Source organism: Nocardia sp. NPDC057227 (genome assembly GCF_042669725.1).
Taxonomy (GTDB): Bacteria; Actinomycetota; Actinomycetes; order Mycobacteriales; family Mycobacteriaceae; genus Nocardia; species Nocardia asteroides_A.
In genome coordinates this window covers 176,449-193,028 of the sequence record NZ_JBHUXA010000001.1, presented here as the reverse complement: position 1 = coordinate 193,028, position 16,580 = coordinate 176,449, and the positions used below count along the sequence as shown (strand labels likewise).

General features: G+C 71.7%; 19 protein-coding genes. 11 read left to right on the top strand and 8 right to left on the bottom strand.

Annotated elements, in window-relative coordinates; translation table 11 throughout:
• Positions 1 to 21: 21 nt before the first annotated feature.
• Positions 22 to 1,518 (bottom strand): diguanylate cyclase domain-containing protein, encoded by a 1,497-nt coding sequence (locus ACFUJ1_RS00985; RefSeq protein WP_378641090.1) that lies wholly within the window; start codon positions 1,516 to 1,518, stop codon positions 22 to 24.
• Positions 1,487 to 2,245, bottom strand: coding sequence for a TetR/AcrR family transcriptional regulator (locus ACFUJ1_RS00980; protein WP_378641088.1), 759 nt, complete (start codon positions 2,243 to 2,245; stop codon positions 1,487 to 1,489). The genes ACFUJ1_RS00985 and ACFUJ1_RS00980 overlap by 32 nt, the downstream gene beginning before the upstream one ends.
• Positions 2,246 to 2,305: 60 nt before the next feature.
• On the opposite strand from ACFUJ1_RS00980, the gene ACFUJ1_RS00975 reads away from it, so the two are divergent.
• Positions 2,306 to 3,163: an SDR family NAD(P)-dependent oxidoreductase gene (locus ACFUJ1_RS00975; protein WP_378641086.1), complete on the top strand. Its 858-nt coding sequence runs from the start codon at positions 2,306 to 2,308 to the stop codon at positions 3,161 to 3,163.
• 64 nt (positions 3,164 to 3,227) lie between these two features.
• Here ACFUJ1_RS00975 and ACFUJ1_RS00970 read toward each other — a convergent pair whose 3' ends face one another.
• Complete coding sequence (locus ACFUJ1_RS00970) at positions 3,228 to 4,058, bottom strand: alpha/beta fold hydrolase (RefSeq protein ID WP_378641084.1); 831 nt, start codon at positions 4,056 to 4,058, stop codon at positions 3,228 to 3,230.
• 173 nt (positions 4,059 to 4,231) lie between these two features.
• Between ACFUJ1_RS00970 and ACFUJ1_RS00965 the strand changes: the two genes are divergently transcribed.
• Both ACFUJ1_RS00965 and ACFUJ1_RS00960 read left to right on the top strand, forming a co-directional pair.
• Positions 4,232 to 5,110: an alpha/beta fold hydrolase gene (locus tag ACFUJ1_RS00965; protein WP_378641082.1), complete on the top strand. Its 879-nt coding sequence runs from the start codon at positions 4,232 to 4,234 to the stop codon at positions 5,108 to 5,110.
• A 194-nt stretch (positions 5,111 to 5,304) separates the two neighbouring features.
• Positions 5,305 to 6,102, top strand: a complete 798-nt coding sequence (locus ACFUJ1_RS00960) for an SAM-dependent methyltransferase (RefSeq protein ID WP_378641080.1) — start codon at positions 5,305 to 5,307, stop codon at positions 6,100 to 6,102.
• Between the two features lie 28 nt (positions 6,103 to 6,130).
• On the opposite strand, the gene ACFUJ1_RS00955 is transcribed toward ACFUJ1_RS00960, so the two are convergent.
• Positions 6,131 to 6,976 (bottom strand): helix-turn-helix domain-containing protein, encoded by an 846-nt coding sequence (locus ACFUJ1_RS00955; protein ID WP_378641078.1) that lies wholly within the window; start codon positions 6,974 to 6,976, stop codon positions 6,131 to 6,133.
• A gap of 91 nt (positions 6,977 to 7,067) precedes the next feature.
• Between ACFUJ1_RS00955 and ACFUJ1_RS00950 the strand changes: the two genes are divergently transcribed.
• On the top strand, positions 7,068 to 8,120 hold the full coding sequence (locus ACFUJ1_RS00950; protein ID WP_378641076.1) for an alcohol dehydrogenase catalytic domain-containing protein: 1,053 nt from the start codon (positions 7,068 to 7,070) through the stop codon (positions 8,118 to 8,120).
• Entirely contained in the window at positions 8,117 to 8,518 is a 402-nt protein-coding gene (locus tag ACFUJ1_RS00945) for a nuclear transport factor 2 family protein (RefSeq protein WP_378641074.1), read from the top strand. Before ACFUJ1_RS00950 ends, ACFUJ1_RS00945 begins: the two co-directional genes overlap by 4 nt.
• 33 nt (positions 8,519 to 8,551) lie before the next feature.
• On the opposite strand, the gene ACFUJ1_RS00940 is transcribed toward ACFUJ1_RS00945, so the two are convergent.
• Positions 8,552 to 8,908, bottom strand: a complete 357-nt coding sequence (locus ACFUJ1_RS00940) for a winged helix-turn-helix transcriptional regulator (protein ID WP_378641072.1) — start codon at positions 8,906 to 8,908, stop codon at positions 8,552 to 8,554.
• A gap of 86 nt (positions 8,909 to 8,994) precedes the next feature.
• On the opposite strand from ACFUJ1_RS00940, the gene ACFUJ1_RS00935 reads away from it, so the two are divergent.
• Positions 8,995 to 9,978, top strand: a complete 984-nt coding sequence (locus tag ACFUJ1_RS00935) for a zinc-dependent alcohol dehydrogenase family protein (RefSeq protein ID WP_378641071.1) — start codon at positions 8,995 to 8,997, stop codon at positions 9,976 to 9,978.
• Here ACFUJ1_RS00935 and ACFUJ1_RS00930 read toward each other — a convergent pair.
• Positions 9,962 to 10,591: a PadR family transcriptional regulator gene (locus ACFUJ1_RS00930; RefSeq protein ID WP_378641067.1), complete on the bottom strand. Its 630-nt coding sequence runs from the start codon at positions 10,589 to 10,591 to the stop codon at positions 9,962 to 9,964. The genes ACFUJ1_RS00935 and ACFUJ1_RS00930 overlap by 17 nt on opposite strands.
• A gap of 90 nt (positions 10,592 to 10,681) precedes the next feature.
• On the opposite strand from ACFUJ1_RS00930, the gene ACFUJ1_RS00925 reads away from it, so the two are divergent.
• Both ACFUJ1_RS00925 and ACFUJ1_RS00920 read left to right on the top strand, forming a co-directional pair.
• Positions 10,682 to 11,521, top strand: a complete 840-nt coding sequence (locus ACFUJ1_RS00925; protein ID WP_378641065.1) for a class I SAM-dependent methyltransferase — start codon at positions 10,682 to 10,684, stop codon at positions 11,519 to 11,521.
• Between the two features lie 116 nt (positions 11,522 to 11,637).
• Positions 11,638 to 11,811 carry a CsbD family protein gene (locus ACFUJ1_RS00920; RefSeq protein WP_378615078.1) on the top strand — a complete coding sequence of 58 codons (174 nt, stop codon included), beginning with the start codon at positions 11,638 to 11,640 and terminating at the stop codon, positions 11,809 to 11,811.
• Between the two features lie 62 nt (positions 11,812 to 11,873).
• On the opposite strand, the gene ACFUJ1_RS00915 is transcribed toward ACFUJ1_RS00920, so the two are convergent.
• Together ACFUJ1_RS00915 and ACFUJ1_RS00910 are read right to left on the bottom strand one after the other, a co-directional pair.
• Entirely contained in the window at positions 11,874 to 12,692 is an 819-nt protein-coding gene (locus ACFUJ1_RS00915) for a mycofactocin-coupled SDR family oxidoreductase (protein ID WP_378641063.1), read from the bottom strand.
• Between the two features lie 5 nt (positions 12,693 to 12,697).
• Entirely contained in the window at positions 12,698 to 13,981 is a 1,284-nt protein-coding gene (locus ACFUJ1_RS00910) for a cytochrome P450 (protein ID WP_378641061.1), read from the bottom strand.
• A 233-nt stretch (positions 13,982 to 14,214) separates the two neighbouring features.
• Between ACFUJ1_RS00910 and ACFUJ1_RS00905 the strand changes: the two genes are divergently transcribed.
• The 3 genes from ACFUJ1_RS00905 (at position 14,215) to ACFUJ1_RS00895 (ending at position 16,563) form a co-directional block, all read left to right on the top strand.
• On the top strand, positions 14,215 to 15,054 hold the full coding sequence (locus tag ACFUJ1_RS00905) for a mycofactocin-coupled SDR family oxidoreductase (RefSeq protein ID WP_378641059.1): 840 nt from the start codon (positions 14,215 to 14,217) through the stop codon (positions 15,052 to 15,054).
• An 8-nt stretch (positions 15,055 to 15,062) separates the two neighbouring features.
• A complete protein-coding gene (locus ACFUJ1_RS00900) occupies positions 15,063 to 15,869 on the top strand; it encodes an NAD(P)-dependent oxidoreductase (protein WP_378641057.1) in 807 nt (268 codons plus the stop codon).
• Positions 15,870 to 16,017: 148 nt separating this feature from the next.
• Positions 16,018 to 16,563, top strand: coding sequence for a TetR/AcrR family transcriptional regulator (locus tag ACFUJ1_RS00895; RefSeq protein ID WP_378641891.1), 546 nt, complete (start codon positions 16,018 to 16,020; stop codon positions 16,561 to 16,563).
• Positions 16,564 to 16,580 lie beyond the last annotated feature (17 nt).

Here is a 16,580-nt window from a genome sequence, read left to right as displayed (position 1 = left end):
AGTCGGCGGACCGAATCGTGGTTACGCCGTCGGCTCGGCGATCCCGTCGGCCGAGACGTCGATGTCGGGGGTGGATTCCCGGGCGACCGAATGCGATGTTCCCGCGACGAAGGAGCTCCGTTCCGGATCCGGCTGCTGCCCGTCGATCGACAGCGATGTTCCGAAAGGCGGCTGCTCCGCGGTGGTGTCCTGCGGGGCTTCCCGGTCGGGCGGCGGCGCGGGGCGCGGATGGGTCGCGCTGTGGGTGTGCACGGTGGTTTCGGCGGGAGCACGGTTGCTCTTGGCGGAGTAGAGCCCCGCGTCCGCCGTCGCCAGCAGTGTCTCGGCGTCGGTGCCTGCGATCGGAGTGGTGATGGCGCCGATGCTCGCGGTGATCCGCAGGGTGAGCCCGTCCACGGTGACCGGCTCGGCGAACACTTCGGCGAGGCGCCGCGAGATGGCGGCCACCGTCTCCGGGGTGGTGGGTGGGGCGATGAGGGCGACGAACTCGTCGCCGCCGATCCGCGCGATCATGGAGTCGCCGTGTTCGTGGCGATCGGCGCGCAGCCGGTCGGCGACGGCGGTGAGGACCAGGTCGCCGACGTGGTGCCCCCAGCGGTCGTTGATCTGCTTGAAGCGGTCCAGGTCGAGGAGGCACAGCCCGGCGAGATCGTCGGCGGCGGCGGTGCCGCTGCAGCGGTCGATCGTCTCGATCAGGTGCCTGCGGTTCGGCAGGCCGGTGAGCGGGTCGTGGCGTCCCTGGCGGTGCAGCTCGAGTTGGTGCTGGTACTGGTCGGTGACGTCGGCCCCGATCGCGATGAGGTAGTCGGGGTCGTCGGCGGTGCTGCCCTTGGCGTAGGTGATGCCGACGTTCATCCAGCCGATGGTGCCGTCGGCGCGCAGCAGCCGCTGGCGCAGGGAGACGGTGCCCCGCCCGGCCGGGATCAGCTCCTCGTAGAGCAGCTGCCGGATCCGGGCGTGATCGTCGGGGTGTGCGAAGTCGTAGACCGAGATGCCGGTCAGGGTCTCGACCGGGACGCCGATCATGTCGGCGAGGCTCTGGTTGGCCTCGAGGATGCGGCCCTCGGTGTCGCCGAGCGCGATCGCGGCGGCGGACTTGTCGAACAGCAGCTGGAGCCGTGCCGCGCGGATGTCACCCGCGTCGGGGACGCGCGGCGCCGCCGCCGCGGCGATATCGGTGACCGCGCGCTGATGCCCCTGGCCGAGGGCCGAGGTGTAGGCCGCCACCTGGGCGTGGCCGATCACCCCGAGCTGCTCGGCCAGTGCGCACACCACCGGTGCCGACACGACCGGGACCGTGGCGTGCCGTAGCCCGGCCTCGGCCAGCTGCGACCCGAGGCCGGTGCCAGCGGCGGGATCGAAGGGGATCGCGGAGAGATCCCGCTCCGCGCGTTCGAGGAGCGCGGCCAGCGGTGGCTCCGGCGACAGCTCCTGACCAGCGGCCCGCAATGCGGCTCGCCACGATCGTGTCAGTTCCGGGTGGTCGTCACGAACCACGGTGTCGAAAGCCTCCGTCACGCTGCCGCCTCGACATCCCGACCCCGCGCCGACCCTCGTCGGCCGTGTGCCGGACCCGATCCACGGCGACGACGGGGGCGGGAGCAGCGATATCGACCTCACGTGTGGGATCCCCCGCTGCGAAGATCGCCTCGGCCGCGACCCTGTCGATCGCCGCGTCCAGGGCGACCTCGAGGGGCAGGCAGTCCCGCTGCGCGCGGGCGACGAGCATGCCCCCTTCGTAGGCGGTCACGATCAGCAATGCCAGCCGGGCGATGTCGGCGTCGGGGCGCAGTTCGCCGGCGTCGCGCATCCGGGCGAGCCCGGCGGCCACGGCATCGGTGAGCCGGCGCAGGCCGAGGGCGACGAGTTCGAGCAGCTCCGGGTCGGTGTCGCCGAGCTGCTCGGCGAAGGAGGCCAGCGGGCATCCGGTGCGCCACCCCGCCGCCGACGTCCCCTCGACCACGGCGTCACGCCAGGCGCGCAGATCGCGCAGCGAACGCAGCCCGGTCACCCATTCGTTGGCGACGACGACCTCGGTCCGCGACTGGATGACCGCGGCGAGCAGGTCCCGTTTGTCGGCGAAGTAGTGGTACAGCTGCGAGGTGCTGACCTCGGCCGCGAGCCGGATCGCCTCCATGGTGGTTGCGTTGGCGCCGTGCGCGAGGATCAGCTCCGAGGCGGCCTCGATGATCCGGGCCCGGCTGCGCCGCCCCTTGGTCGTCAAGGTCTCCACCGCTACCGGCACCGGCCGTCCTCTCCGAGTTCTGGTATTGCGATTCCATTCTGCACTCACAGAATGAGAGAAATGGAACGAATCGAAGCACAGCCGCATCCGGTCGCCGTGGTGACCGGGGCAACCAGTGGGATCGGGCGCTCGGTGGCGCATGAACTGGCGGGGGCGGGGTGGACGGTGCTGGTGCACGGCCGCGCCCCGGAGCGGGTACGCGCGACGATCGAATCGGCGGGGGAGCTGCCCGGACGGCTGCTCCCCGTCGTCGCGGATCTCGAGACGCTCGCCGGTGTCGGCGAGCTCGCCGGGCAGGTGCGCGCGGCGGCACCGGAGGGGGTGGATGTGCTGGTCAACAATGCGGGCGCGGCCTTCGACCGGCACGGGCTGACGGTCGACGGGGTGGAGCGCACGATGGCGGTCAACCACCTGGCGGTCGCCGGGCTCACCTTCGCGCTCGAGCCGGTGCTGACCGGGCGGGGCTCGCTGCCGCGGGTGATCATGGTGACCTCGTTCCTGGAGCGCGGGGCGCGCCCGGCCGAGTGGACGCTCTCGTCCGGCTGGACCCAGATGGGGGCGTACCGGACGAGCAAACTCGTCGACCTGGCCTTCACCTACGCGCTGGCGCGGGAGTGGGCGGGGCGGGCCGATGTGCTCGCCGTGGACCCGGGGTCGGTGCGCACCGGATTCCAGCGGCGGGCGGGCGGCCCGCTGCGGCTGATCGGGGTGCTCGGCAAGCCGTTCATGGCCGGTCCCGAGCGGCCGGCGCGCACGATTCTCGCCGCGGCCACCGCACTGCCCGGCCATCCCACCGGCAGCTATATCCGGGCCGGTGCGGCCGGGCGCAGTGACTCCTCCGCGCTCTCCCGCGATCCGGATTTCCAGCGGGAGGTGTTCACGGAGACCCGCCGCCACCTCGGGCTCGCGCCCTCATGATCGAGCTCGGCTCTCGCGGTCCGCGGCGGTGGCCGGCCGAAGCGCCGCCGCGCGCGGACCGTTCTCACGCACTGCTCGCGGCGTGGCGGGTGAGGAACGGGGTGACCGCGTCGAGGAAGCGCTGCGGGCATTCGGCGTAGGGCTCGTGGCGCGCGGGCAGAATCGCGACCTCGGCGTGCGGGAGAACCTCGGCCACGCCCTTCCTGCTCACCGCCCACGGGTTGATCGGGTCGTTCCGTCCCCAGACCACCTGCACCGGTACCTCGGTCCACGGTCGGTCCCCGGCCCGCAGCTCCAGGCCGGGGTCGGCGAGCGCCGCCCAGATGCTCCGGTAGACGGCGAGCCGGGCGGGATCATCGCCCAGCGCGACCGCCCGCTCGTAGATCGCCCGCGCCCCACCGCCGCGCGCCGGCCCCAGATACGCCCGCGCACTCGGGGCCACCAGCGCCGGCCCGGTCCTCGGCCCGCTCATGATCCGGAACAGCAGGCGAGTGGCGACGTTGAGCGGCGCGAAACCGGCCGGTGCCACGGCGACCACGCCCACCACATCGGCGCGGTGGGCGAGCCGCAGCGCCACGTAGCCGCCGACGCTGCTGCCCACGACGATCAGCTCGCGGAAGCCGTGCGACGCCAGCACCGCGCAGACCGTCTCCGCGACAGCGACCAGAGCGGGCACGGTGACGGCGGCGGGGTCACGCACCCCGGATTGCCCGTACCCGGGCCAATCCACCGCGGCGATCGCCCACCGGCGGCCGAGCACCGCGGAGATCTCGGCGAAGTCGCGATGGTCGCCCGGGTTCGCGTGCAGCAGCAGTATTCCGGGTGCCCGTGCGGGATCGCGACCGGCCAGGTGCACGGCGATCTCCCCGTGGTCGGTGCCAACCCGCAGAATCATCGTCCACTCCCGTCGCTCCGCCCGAACCGGGCGCTGTGCTCGACGTTAGGGAGTGACCGACCGGTCGGTCAAGTGGGTGCCGAGTGTAGGACGAGGCGGCCGGATGCGGACACCGATGAGTTTCCCGACCCCGTCCCGTCGAATCCGGTGCACCCGACCGGAAGGACACCCGCATGACCACCACCGACACCCTGGACACCCGCATCCTCGAGGTGCCCGGCGCCGTCCTGCGCTACGACATCCGCGGCGAGCTCGGCTCCGGCCCGCACCCTGCCCTGCTGCTGGCAGGCTCGCCGATGGACGCGAGCGGGTTCCCCACCCTGGCCGGGCACTTCACCGACCGCGCGGTGGTGACCTACGACCCGCGCGGCACCGGCCGCACCGAGCGCACCGACGACGACGCCGAGTACACCCCGCGGCAGCACGCCGACGACCTGCGCCGCGTCATCGAGGCGCTCGGCGTCGGGCCGGTGGACGTGTTCGGCAGCAGCGGCGGCGCGGTGAACGCGCTCGCGCTGGTGGCCCGGCATCAGGGGCCGGTGCGCACGCTGGTCGCGCACGAGCCGCCGAGCAGCCAGTTCCTGCCGGACCGCGAGATCATCGACGCCGTCTGCGACGACCTGCGCGCCACCTACTACGCCGAAGGCATGGGCCCGGCCATGGCGAAGTTCATCGCCCTCGCCTCGTTCCGCGGCGAGTTGCCCGCGGACTACTCGGACCGCCCGACGCCCGATCCGGCGTCCTTCGGACTGCCCACCGAGGACGACGGCGACCGCACCGACCCGCTCATCGGCCTGAACATGCGCACCTGCACCCCGTACCGGCACGATATCGAGGCGCTGCGTACCGCGCCCACCCGAATCGTGCTCGCGGTGGGGGCGGGATCCGAGGGCGAGATCGCGCATCGGGGTGGTGCCTCGATCGCGGTCGCGCTCGGCGGGCAGGCGGTGCGCTTCCCGGGCGACCACAACGGTTTCCTCGGCGGCGAATTCGGCATGCACGGCGAGCCCGGCGCTTTCGCCGCTGCGCTGCGCACCGCGCTGGACGGCTGAGCGCGGCGGAGCGGCGCGAGCCGGTGGCTGTCGACCACCACTGCGGTCCGGTCGGTGCGCAGTTCGTCGAACCTCGGCGAGCGGCGCGGTATCGGCGTGCCGGGGCGACTGAATCTTGTACTGTCGCAGACGAAGAACTCGTCTCAACAGCCCGTGGTCGCTATGGCTCGGGCCCGATCAGGAGCGTGCTGCTCATGTCCGATGCCCCCGGCTCGGCCCTCCGGACCGATATTCCGCATTCGGCCCGGATCTGGAATTACTGGATGGGCGGGAAAGACCACTACGAGATCGACAAGATCGCCGGTGACGCCGGTATCGCGGTGGACCCCGACATCACGACCATGGCGATCCAATCGCGCCAATTCCTCATCCGGGCAGTCCGGTTCCTGGCCGGCGAGGCGGGGATCGGGCAGTTCCTCGACATCGGCACCGGGTTGCCAACCATGCAGAACACCCACGAGGTCGCCCAGTCCGTCCGGCCGGAGGCGAAGGTCGTCTACGTCGACAACGACCCGCTGGTGCTCACCCACGCCAGGGCGCTGCTCACCAGCACCACCGACGAGGGCGTCACCACCTACGTGCAGTGCGATTACCACGAGCCCGAGCAGATCCTGGCCGACGCCCGCAACGTCCTGAACTTCACCCGCCCGATCGCGGTGATGTTCATGGGCGTGCTCGGCCACGCCCGCTCCTACGACGAGCTGCGCCGCATCGTCGGCACCGTGCTGGCCGCCGTCCCGTCGGGCAGCTACCTGGTGATGTGGGACGGCACCGACGACAGCGCCGCCTACGTGCAGCTGTGCGAGGAGTACACCGGCACCGGCGGCGCACCCTACGTGCCCCGGCCCAAGGAGCAGATCGAAGCGGTCTTCGACGGACTCGACCTGGTCGAACCCGGCGTCGTCCCGATCACGCACTGGCGGCCCCGGCCCACCGAAGTGGGCCGGCCGCAGACGATCTCGGCCTACGGCGCGGTGGCCCGCAAACCCTGAGCCTGCGATCGTTCGGGGACGCCACCTTTCAGCCGCCTGCCCCGCGCATCACGTGCTGCCCCACCTCGGCGATCCGCGCGGCATCCAGAACGCGCATCGGGTGCGCGCCGAGGATCATGGCGACGTTCCCGCGCTCGTCGAGCACCGGCGCGGTGATGCTGAAGACCGGCCGGGACTCGCGCCCCGGGTCGTCGTCGGAGAGGTACCCGATGGAGGTGAACTCGGCGAGCAGGGTGTCCATGATCCGCCGCACGTGCGGCGGCAGCCCCTCCTCGTCGAGGCGGTCCACGAGCTGAGCGGCCTGCATGAGCGCCGGGGTCGTCCAGTCGACGTCGAAGCCGCGATCGCGGGTCCGGGCCAGGACCTGTTCGAGCCGCGCGGTCACGGTGCCGTCGCCGCCCGCGCGCGCGATCCATCCGCCCTTCTCGGCCGCGGGCGCCCACGCCGCGAAGGCGGCTCCGAAGGGCGGGGCGTAGGGGATGCGCTCGCCGGGGCGGGCCGGGCGCTGGTCGTCGTCGCCGGCCAGGAAGGCGGTGATCACCAGGTGGTCGCCGACCCGCTCCACGACCGAGGCGGCGTAGCCGAGTGCGGCGACGAGTTCGGCGGCGGCCGCGCGGGCGACGGCGGCGAGCGGGCGGCTCGCCTGGACTCCGGCGGCGAGCGCGGTGAGCGCCGGGCCGGGGCCATAGGTCTTGTTCAGCGGATCCCGCACCGCCCAGCCCCGCTCGCACAGCGTGGTGAGGATGGCGTGCGCGGTCGCCTGGGTGAGCTGCAGCGTGCGCACCACGTCGGAGAAGCGCAGTGGCTCCTCCCCGGCCCGCGCCAGCAGTTCCACGATGTCGAGCACTCGCGAGGTCGGGGCCGATCCGCGCACCGTTGACTCCTCCTTCTCCGGAATCGTATTCTTATCTCCTCAATTCGAGAAGTATTCTCGCATATTCGAGAAGTGCAGTCCAGGAGAGTCCATGCGCGCTGTTGTCCTGCGGTCGAACCGCCTGACGGTCGGGGAGACGCCCGACCCGGAGCCGGGAGCGGGAGAGTTGCTGGTGTCGGTGGTGAGCACGGCGATCTGCGCCTCCGACGTCCACTACATGGATCACCCCGAGGCCGGGACGAATGACCCCACCGGCCGCTCGCTCTACGATCCCGACCGCGATGTGGTGCTCGGGCACGAGTTCGTCGGGGAGGTGCTCGCGCACGGGCCGGGCTGCACCGGGCAGTTCCCGGTGGGGACGCGGGTCACCTCGATTCCGATCCGGCTGGTGGACGGCGGGGCGGGCGGGGCTCGGATCATCGGCCAGCACCCGGAATGCCCCGGCAGTTTCGCCGAGAAGCTGGTGATCGCCGAGGTGATCGCGCGCGAGGTGCCGCGCGACGTGGATCCCGACGCCGCCGCACTGACCGACGCGTTCGCGGTCGGCGAGTTCTACGTCCGCACCGCGCGGATCGCCGCGGGGGAGGTCCCGATCGTGATCGGCGCGGGCGCCATCGGGCTCTCGGCCGTGGCCGCGCTGGCCCGCCGCGGCGTGGAACCGATCATCGTCTCCGATTTCGACCCCGGCCGCCGGGCACTGGCGCGGGACGCGTTCGGCGCGCACCTCCTGGTCGACCCGGCCGTGGAGTCCCCGTTCGCGGTGTGGCGCGCGGTCCGCGCGCAGCGCGAGCTGTGGGGGTCGGCGGTGGTCTTCGAGTGCGCGGGTGCCCCCGGGCTGATCCAGCGGCTGATCGCCGAAGCCGATATGGGTACCAGGATCGCCTGCGCGGGCGGCTGGTACACCGGCGACACCCTCGACATCACCGCCGCCACCCGCACCGGAGTGAACGTCCAGTTCGGCGGCGGCCCCATGCCCGAGGACTGGTACGGCACCCTCGACGCCATCACCGGCGGCGCCCTCGACCCGCTGCCCAGCGTGGGCGCCGTCATCGGCCTGGACGGGGTGCCCGACGCGCTCGAACAGGTCCGGCGCTCGCGGGGGCCCGCCCGCGTCGTCGTCCACCCGAACGGAGCTCCGCGATGAACGACCACCACGACATCGGCGCGGTGCTGATCCGCTACGCCACCGGCATCGACCGCCGCGACTGGGAGCTGTTCCGCACCGTCTTCACCCCCGACTGCGTCCTCGACTACGGCCCGATCGGGACGTGGCACGGCATCGAGGAGGTGCTGACGTTCATGCGGCAGTCCCACGACATGGCCGGGCACACCCTGCACCGCATCACCAATATCGCGGCCACCGTCGACGGGGACAGCGCGCGGGCCACCAGCTACGTCGACGCGGTGATCATGGCGCCCGACGGCACCTCCGGCGTCAACGCCGTCGGCTTCTACGACGACGAGCTGGTGCGCACCGCTACCGGCTGGCAGATCCGGCGGCGCCGCTTCACCACCGTCCGGATCGGCGCGACGAACCCGTGAATCCCCGGCCGACGATCGCCCGATAGAGCGGGCTCAGCCCGCGCTGTTCTCCTGGAAGTCGGCGATGGCACCGCCGTTGTCCCTGGCCCACATGGTCAGGACGTCGATGGGCTCGACCAGCGTGCGGCCGAGCTCGGTCAGGTGGTACTCGACCTGCCGCGGCGCGAGCGCGCGGCGTTCGACCAGGCCGTAGCCCTGCAGTTTTCGCAGGGTCTGGGTGAGCACCTTGCGCGAGATGCCGCCGATGAGTTCGGCGAGCTCACCGTGGCGGCGGGGCCGGTGGCTGAGCCCGAACAGGACGAGCACGGTCCACTTGTCGGCGATGATCTCGACCGCGAGCCGGGTGGGGCAGTCGGCGAGGAAGCCCGATCCGGCGGGCGTGTCGTGCATGAGATTCGAAGGTACCAGGAGGTAACTCAGCGCTCCGTAGCGTTCTTCTCCGAGCCGGGAGCCGGCTCGGGAGCGGAGGAGGCGCCATGTCGCGGGTTGTCGTGTTCGACGAGTTCGGCGGGCCGGAAGTGTTGCGGATCGTCGAGGAGCCGGTGGTCGAGCCTGCGGCCGGGGAGGTGCGGGTCGGGGTCGAGGCGTTCGCGGTCAACCCGCTCGATGCGATGATGCGCTCGGGTGCCATGCCCGGCGCTGTCACCTTGCCGCACGCTCGGCTCGGGGTGGAGGGGACCGGTGTCGTCGACGCGGTCGGGCCCGAGGTCACCGAGTTCGCTGTCGGCGATCCCGTCGTCATCGCGGCCGTTCCCGATGCGGGCGTGCGGGGTAGCTACGCCGAGTTCACCACGCTGCCGGCGAGCCGGGTGATCGCCCGGCCCGCCGGGCTCACCGTTCCGGAGGCCGCCGCGATCTGGGTCGCCTTCTCCACGGCCTACGGTGCGCTGGTGGAGAGGGCGGGGGTGCGGGCGGGCGACCATGTCCTGGTCACGGCGGCGAGCGGTGCCGTCGGGCGGGCGGCGCTGCGGATCGCCGCTCGGCTCGGCGCCGTGCCCATCGCCGTCACGCGGCACAGCGCGAAGGCCGGCGAACTGCTCGCGGCGGGGGCTGCCGTCGTCGTCGCCACCGACCGGGAGAACGTCGCCGATGCTGTTCGCCGTCATACCGGAACAGGCGCCGACGTGGTCCTCGATCTCGTCGCCGGCCCCGGCCGGCGTGACCTGCTCGCCGCCGCGCGCCCCGGCGCGACCCTGATCGCCGCGGGTTTCCTCGACCCCCGGCCCGCGCCGGCCACGGCGGACTCCCAGGTCACGATCCAGCCGTACCGCAGCTTCGAGCACACCCTCGACCCGGTCGTGGTCGCCCGCATGGCCGCCGCACTGAATGCGGGCATCCACGACGGCGCACCGCGGCCGATCATCGATGAGGTGTTCGCCCTCGACGAGGTGATCGAGGCGCACCGTCGCCTCGACAGGGGCGCGCACACCGGCAAGATCGTCGTCACGCTTCCGGAGTAGGGGGCGACGCCCAGTCGGCGCGCCGGGCGATCTCGGCCAGCGCGGCGGGGTCGGCGACGGCCTGCGCCGGATCGTCCGGCCAGCTCGCCACCTGCCCGGCCGCCCAATCCGACCACCGGGCGACCATCGCGTAGAACTCGGTGAAGAACGCCCCCGCCAGCATGCCCTGTGCGGCACGGTATTGGAACGGGCCGTCTCCTGCCGCGTACCGCACCGCGACTGCCAGGTTCTCGGTGTTCTGCTGCTCGGCCCAGCGGTGCGCGGCGGCGATGGTCCGCAGGGCGTCGTCCTTGGTTCCGTGCTCGGCGAAGCCGAGCTTGACGAGTTGCTCGAACTCCAGGACCGGGCCATCGCCGGGTTCGCGGAGCCAGTGCGCCAGCGCGCCGCGGCCGGCGTCGGTGATCGAGTACACCGTGCGGAGCCTGCGCCCGGTGCTCTCCTCGGCGGCGGTGGCGAAGCCGAGCGCCACCAGCTTCTTGGGCTCCTCGTACAGCCTGCTCTGCGCCCGCGGCCAGACCCGGCCGAGGGTGCGCTCCATCTGGCGGGTCAGCTCGTAGGTGCTCCACGGCTGCACCGCCAGCAGCCCCAGCACCGCGTACGTGGTTCCGGTCATGCGCGGACTTGACACATCGCCTCCTCGGCCCGATATTTACTCTCATGAGAGTACTCCCATTGGGAGTATCGCTGACAAGGAGGGTGCCCGATGGCCGCACCGACCCCTACCGCCAACCACGCGCAGACCGCCGCCTGGGACGGTGCCGAGGGCGCCTACTGGGCCGCGAATCACGACATCTTCGAAGCGGTCCTGGAGCGCTATCAACCGGCCTTCGACCGTGCCGCGGCAATCCGGCCGCAGCACCGAGTCCTCGACATCGGTTGCGGCACCGGCGCTTCCACCCGCGCAGCCGCGACCATCGCCCATCGCGGTCACGCCACCGGCGTCGATCTCTCGTCCCGGATGATCGACGTCGCCCGGGGGCTGGCGGCGCGGGAGGGGCTGCGCAACATCTCCTTCGAACGTGCCGACGCGCAACTGCACCCCTTCGAACCCGGCCACGACGTTGTCATCAGCCAGACCGGAGCCATGTTCTTCGACGATCCGGAGGCGGCCTTCGCCAACCTGGCACGCAGCCTGCGCCCGGCCGGCCGGATGATCCTGCTGACCTGGCAATCCGCCGACCAGCAGGAATGGCTCGACGCCTTCACCCTCGCGCTCACCGGCCGCACCCCGCCGCAGCCCCCGGCCGGCGCACCCGGCCCCTTCTCGCTGAGCGACCCGGCCCGCGTGACAGCGCTGCTCGAACGCGCCAGTTTCACCGCCGTCGAGCTCACCGCCGTGCGCGAGACCACCACCTACGGCCGCACCGTCGAACAGGCGCACACCTTCCTGCGGGGACTGCTCGGCTGGATGCTCGCCGACCAGGAGCCCGCCCGGCGCGCCGCCTCCCTCGACGCGCTGCGCGCCACGCTCGCCACCCACGCGACCGCCGACGGAGTCCGTTTCGAGTCCGCCGCCTGGCTCATCACGGCAACCCGTTCCTGACCTCCGAGGGGAGGAGAACCCGGCCGCCGGGTTTACCGCACCGCAGAGGGGCTATCGCGTCGTTGTCGGCCCGCGGACATCACGGACCGTATACGTCACGTCGAAAGGGATACCGGATGAGCGCCACCGACAAGGCGAAGAACAAGGTCGAGGATCTCGCAGGCAAGGCCAAGGAGGCGGTGGGCAAGGCCACCGGCGATCGGAGCACCGAGGCCGAGGGCAAGACCGACCAGACCAAGTCCGACCTCAAGGGCGCGGGCGAGAAGGTCAAGGACGCGCTCCGCGACTGATCCAGCTTCTCGGCAGGCCGGGTAGCGAGGCACGTTCCTCGCCGCCCGGCCTCGAGTCGTTTCTACCGCTTGTTGAGCAGCCCGGCGTCGACCGGGACGACGGTCCCGGTGACGTAGCGGGCATCCTCGGAGACCAGCCAGGCGATGGCGTTCGAGACGTCCAGCGGTTCGACCAGGTCGACCGGCATGGCATTGGTGAGTGCCTGCGCCAGCTGCGGTGAGCGCTCGAGCACCGCCCGCAGGTCGCCGTCGGCCGCCATCGGGGTACGCACGGCGGTCGGCGCGATGCTGTTCACGCGGATATTGTGCGGGGCCAGGTAGTTCGCCCACGACCGCATGAGGCCGATGACCCCGTGCTTGGCGGCGGTGTAGCCGAGGAATCCGGCGGCTGGAATGCCGACGCCGATGAGCCCGCCGGTCGAGCTGGTCAGCACGATCGATCCGCCCGCTCCGCGCTCGACCATGTCCGGGATGGCGACCCGGCCGGTATTCCATACCCCGGTCAGGTTGACCCCGACCACCTCGTCCCACTCCTGTTCCTCGGCCACCGCCGCGCCGCCCGCGCCGATGCCCGCGTTGGCGAGCACGATGTCGACCGGGCCGAGCTCCTCGACCCCCGCCCGGTACGCGCCGCGCAGCGCACCCACATCCCGCACATCGGCGCGATGCACGGAGACCCGCCTACCGGTGGCCGCCACCAGCCGGGCGGTCTCGGCGAGTTCGTCGGCGGTGCCCATCGGGTACCGCACCGAATCGAGCTGCGCGCAGATGTCGACCGCGATGACGTCGGCCCCCTCCTGCGCCAGCCGGACGGCATGGCTGCGGCCCTGACCGCGCGCCGCGCCGGTGATGAAGGCGACCTTGCCGTCGAGCTTTCCCATGCCGGTCACCGCCCCGCCCGCTCGTAGGTGACGTGCAGTTCCTGCAGCCCGCGCAGCAGGAAGGTGGGCTCGTACCGGAAGTCGCGGCTCCCGCCGGGGCCGTGCGCGGTCTCGTCGATGGCGAGGTCGGTGACCCGGTCGAGCAGTCGATCCAGGGTCACCTGCCCCTCGGTGCGGGCGAGCGGCGCGCCCGCGCAGGTGTGGATGCCGCGGCCGAACGCGATGTGCTCGCGCGAGTTCGGGCGGTCGAGGCGGAACTCGTCGGGGGCGTCGAACTTGCGCGGGTCGCGGTTGGCGGCGCCGATGCAGAGCATGACGATGCTGCCCGCGGGGATGTCGACGTCGCCGACCCGGGTCGTCCTGCGGGCGAGCCGGAAGTCGACCTTGGTCGGGCTCTCGATGCGCAGCGCCTCCTCGATGAACGGCGCGACGAGGCTGCGGTCGGCGCGCAGGATCTGCTGGTACTCGGGGCGTTCGGCGAGCACCCGGATCGCGGAGCTGAGCAGTTTGGTGACCGTCTCCATGCCCGCCGCGAAGAGGAAGGTGGCCGGGCGGACGATGTCGATCAGCTCGGGCAGCGTGCCGTCGGGGTAGGTGGTGGCGGCCAGCACGCCGAGGATGTCCGGGCTCGGGGTGGCGCGGCGCTCGCCGAGGTAGCCGCCGAAGGTGTCCTCGAGCCACTGCAGCGGATTGCTGCCGACCGGTTCGCTGTCCAATGAGCCGACCCGGCTGCCCGGCTCCTCGTGCCCGGTCAGCCTGCGGCGGAACTCCTCCCGGTCCTGCTCGGGGACCCCGAGCAGGTCGGCGATGACCAGGGTGGCGAACGGCTTGGCGTAGTCGCCGAGGAATTCGCAGCCACCGGCCTCGACGATCGCGTCGAGCCTGCGGTCGGCGAGGCCGAGCATGTAGTCCCGGTTCTCCTTCAGCCGCTTGGGCGTCAGCAGCCGGCTCAGCAGCGTTCGGGTACGGGTGTGCTCGGGCGGGTCCATGGTGACCATGTGCTCGAAGATCGGGAACCGGTGCCGGTGCGCTTCGATCTGGTCGGTGATGTCATCGCCCTCGGGGGTGAACGGTAGCGGCGGGAAGGGGCCGCCGATCGACACGCACGCGGAGAAGGACTCGTGGTCGCGGAAGATCAGGTCGGCTTCTCGATAGCCGGTGACCATCAGGACGCCGTGGTGCGGTTCGCGCACGATCGGGTTCCGGTCGCGCAGCCCGGCCAGGTACGGGTACGGGTCCTGGGCCAGCGCCGGGTCGGAGAAGTAGTCGAGGGACGCCGTATCGGTCATGAGCCGGCCTTTCCGGGGCGAGGGGGGCGAGGCGGCCGGCGAGCGTCACGGCGGGCCTCGGACTGATCGATCGATAAAACTCGGGGAGCGGTGCATTGGTATCACGGGCTCTAGATCGTGGTCAAGCATGTAATGCAAAAATGAGAATGGCATTGACATGGCCTACGCGAGGGTGTCCACTTTTATCGACCGATCAGCATCGGGCTGGTCGAGAGCGAACGAGTGAGGTTTCCATGGCGGGTCGGGTCGAGGGTAAGGTCGCCTACATCACGGGTGCGGCGCGCGGGCAGGGGCGCAGCCACGCGGTGCACCTGGCGCGCGAGGGGGCCGACATCATCGCGGTGGACGTGTGCGCGCCGGTCAGCGGCACCGACCAGATCGCGCACTCCACCCCGGAGGACCTGGCCGAGACCGTGAAGCTGGTCGAGGAGACCGGGCGCCGGATCATCACCGCCCAGGTCGACGTGCGCGACTTCGACGCGCTCTCGGCGGCGGTCGATTCCGGCGTCGAGCAGTTGGGCCGGCTCGACATCGTCGTGGCCAATGCCGGAATCGGCAACGGCGGCCAGACGCTGGACAAGACCAGCGAGCAGGACTGGAACACGATGATCGACATCAACCTGTCCGGCGTCTGGAAGTCGGTGAAAGCCGCTGTGCCGCATCTGCTCTCCGGCGGCCGGGGCGGATCGATCATCCTGACCAGCTCGGTGGGCGGGCTCAAGGCCTACCCGCAGACGGGGCACTACATCGCGGCCAAGCACGGCGTCGTCGGGCTCATGCGGACCTTCGCCGTGGAGCTCGGGCAGCACTCGATCCGGGTGAACTCGGTGCACCCGACGAACGTCAACACGCCGATGTTCATGAACGAGAACACCATGAAGATGTTCCGCCCCGATCTGGATAACCCGGGCGTCGAGGACTTCCGCGTGGTGGCCCAGATGATGCACGTGCTCCCGGTCGGCTGGGTCGAGCCGGAGGACATCAGCAACGCGGTCCTGTTCCTCGCCTCCGAGGAATCCCGTTTCGTGACCGGGCTGCCGCTCACGGTCGACGCCGGCAGCACGCTCAAGTAGGGAATCCGATGCGCACCGGTTTCATCGGGCTCGGCAGCCAGGGCGGGCCGATGGCCCGCCGCATCGCCGAGGCGGGTTTCCCGCTCACACTGTGGGCCCGGCGGCCCGAGACGACGGCCGCCTTCGCCGACACCGGCGCCACCGTCGCAGCGACACCGCGCGAACTGGCCGCGGCCAGCGACCTGGTCTGCCTGTGCGTGGTCGGCGACGCCGACGTGCGCCAGGTGCTCGACGGGCCGGACGGCGTGCTCGCCGGGCTGGCCCCCGGCGGCGTCGTCGCGGTGCACAGCACCGTGCACCCCGACACCTGCCGCGAGATCGCCGCCACCGCCGGGGTGCGGGTCGTGGACGCACCGGTCAGCGGCGGCGGGCAGGCGGCCGCCGAGGGCAGGCTGCTGGTCATGGCGGGCGGCGAGGACGAAGCCGTGCGGCGCTGCCTGCCGGTCTTCGAGTCCTACGCAGGCCGGGTCGAGCACCTGGGCGCGGTCGGCGCGGGGCAGGTCGCGAAACTGCTGAACAACCTGCTCTTCACCGCCAACCTCGCCACCGTGGCGACCACTTTCGCGCTCGCCGCCGACCTGGGGGTCGACCCGGCCCGCCTCGGCGGCGTGCTGGGCGGCGGCACCGCGAACAGCTTCGCCCTCACCGCGATCACCGGCAGCGGCGGCACCGTGGACACTATCGCCGCCCACGCGGGTGATTTGCTGCGCAAGGATGTCGGGCTCCTGCGCGATCTGGCCGAGCGGGCGGGAGCAGAATCCGGCGCCGTCGTCACCGCCGCCGACGCAGCGCTGACGCTGATGCGCGTCGGCTGACCGCGTTGCCCGGTCCGCTCCCCTGCCACCTGCGGAATTGATCGGACGATCAGATGATAGCGTGCGCTGTGCGCAGTCCGACGAACAGCGGGGAGCGGTAGTGGCCGCCAGAAAGCCGCGCGAGGCCACCGGTGCCAGAGAGCGGCTCATGGCGGCCACCGAGCAGATCATGGGCGAGGACGGCTACGCGGCGGCGACCTCGCGGCGGGTGGCCGAGCGGGCCGGGGTGAAGTCGGCGCTCGTCTACTACTACTTCCCGACCATGGACGACCTGTTCGTCGCGGTCCTGCGCGACAGCGGCGAACGGGCGCTGGTCCGCATGCGCGAGGCGCTCACCGCCGAGGACCCGCTGCGCGTGCTCTGGCTGATCAACACCGACACCCGCTACACCCGGCTCAGCACCGAGTGGATGGCGCTGGCCAACCACCGCAAGGTGATCGGCGCCGAGCTCCGGGTCTTCGCCGAGCGCGTCCGCGACATCGAGACCGCCGCGGTCACCCTGGTGCTGCGCACCAACGGCGTCGACCTCGCCGACTTCCCGCCCGTGGTGATGTCGATCCTGCTGACCGGTGCCGCGCGCATCATCTGCAACGAGAGCGCCGTCGGCATGGTGCAGGGGCACGAGCAGCTGCGCACCTACGTCGAGCAGTTCATCGCCCGCTACCCGCTCCCGGCCCGGCCCGCCGGGCGCTGAACGGGCCGGACCGTGAG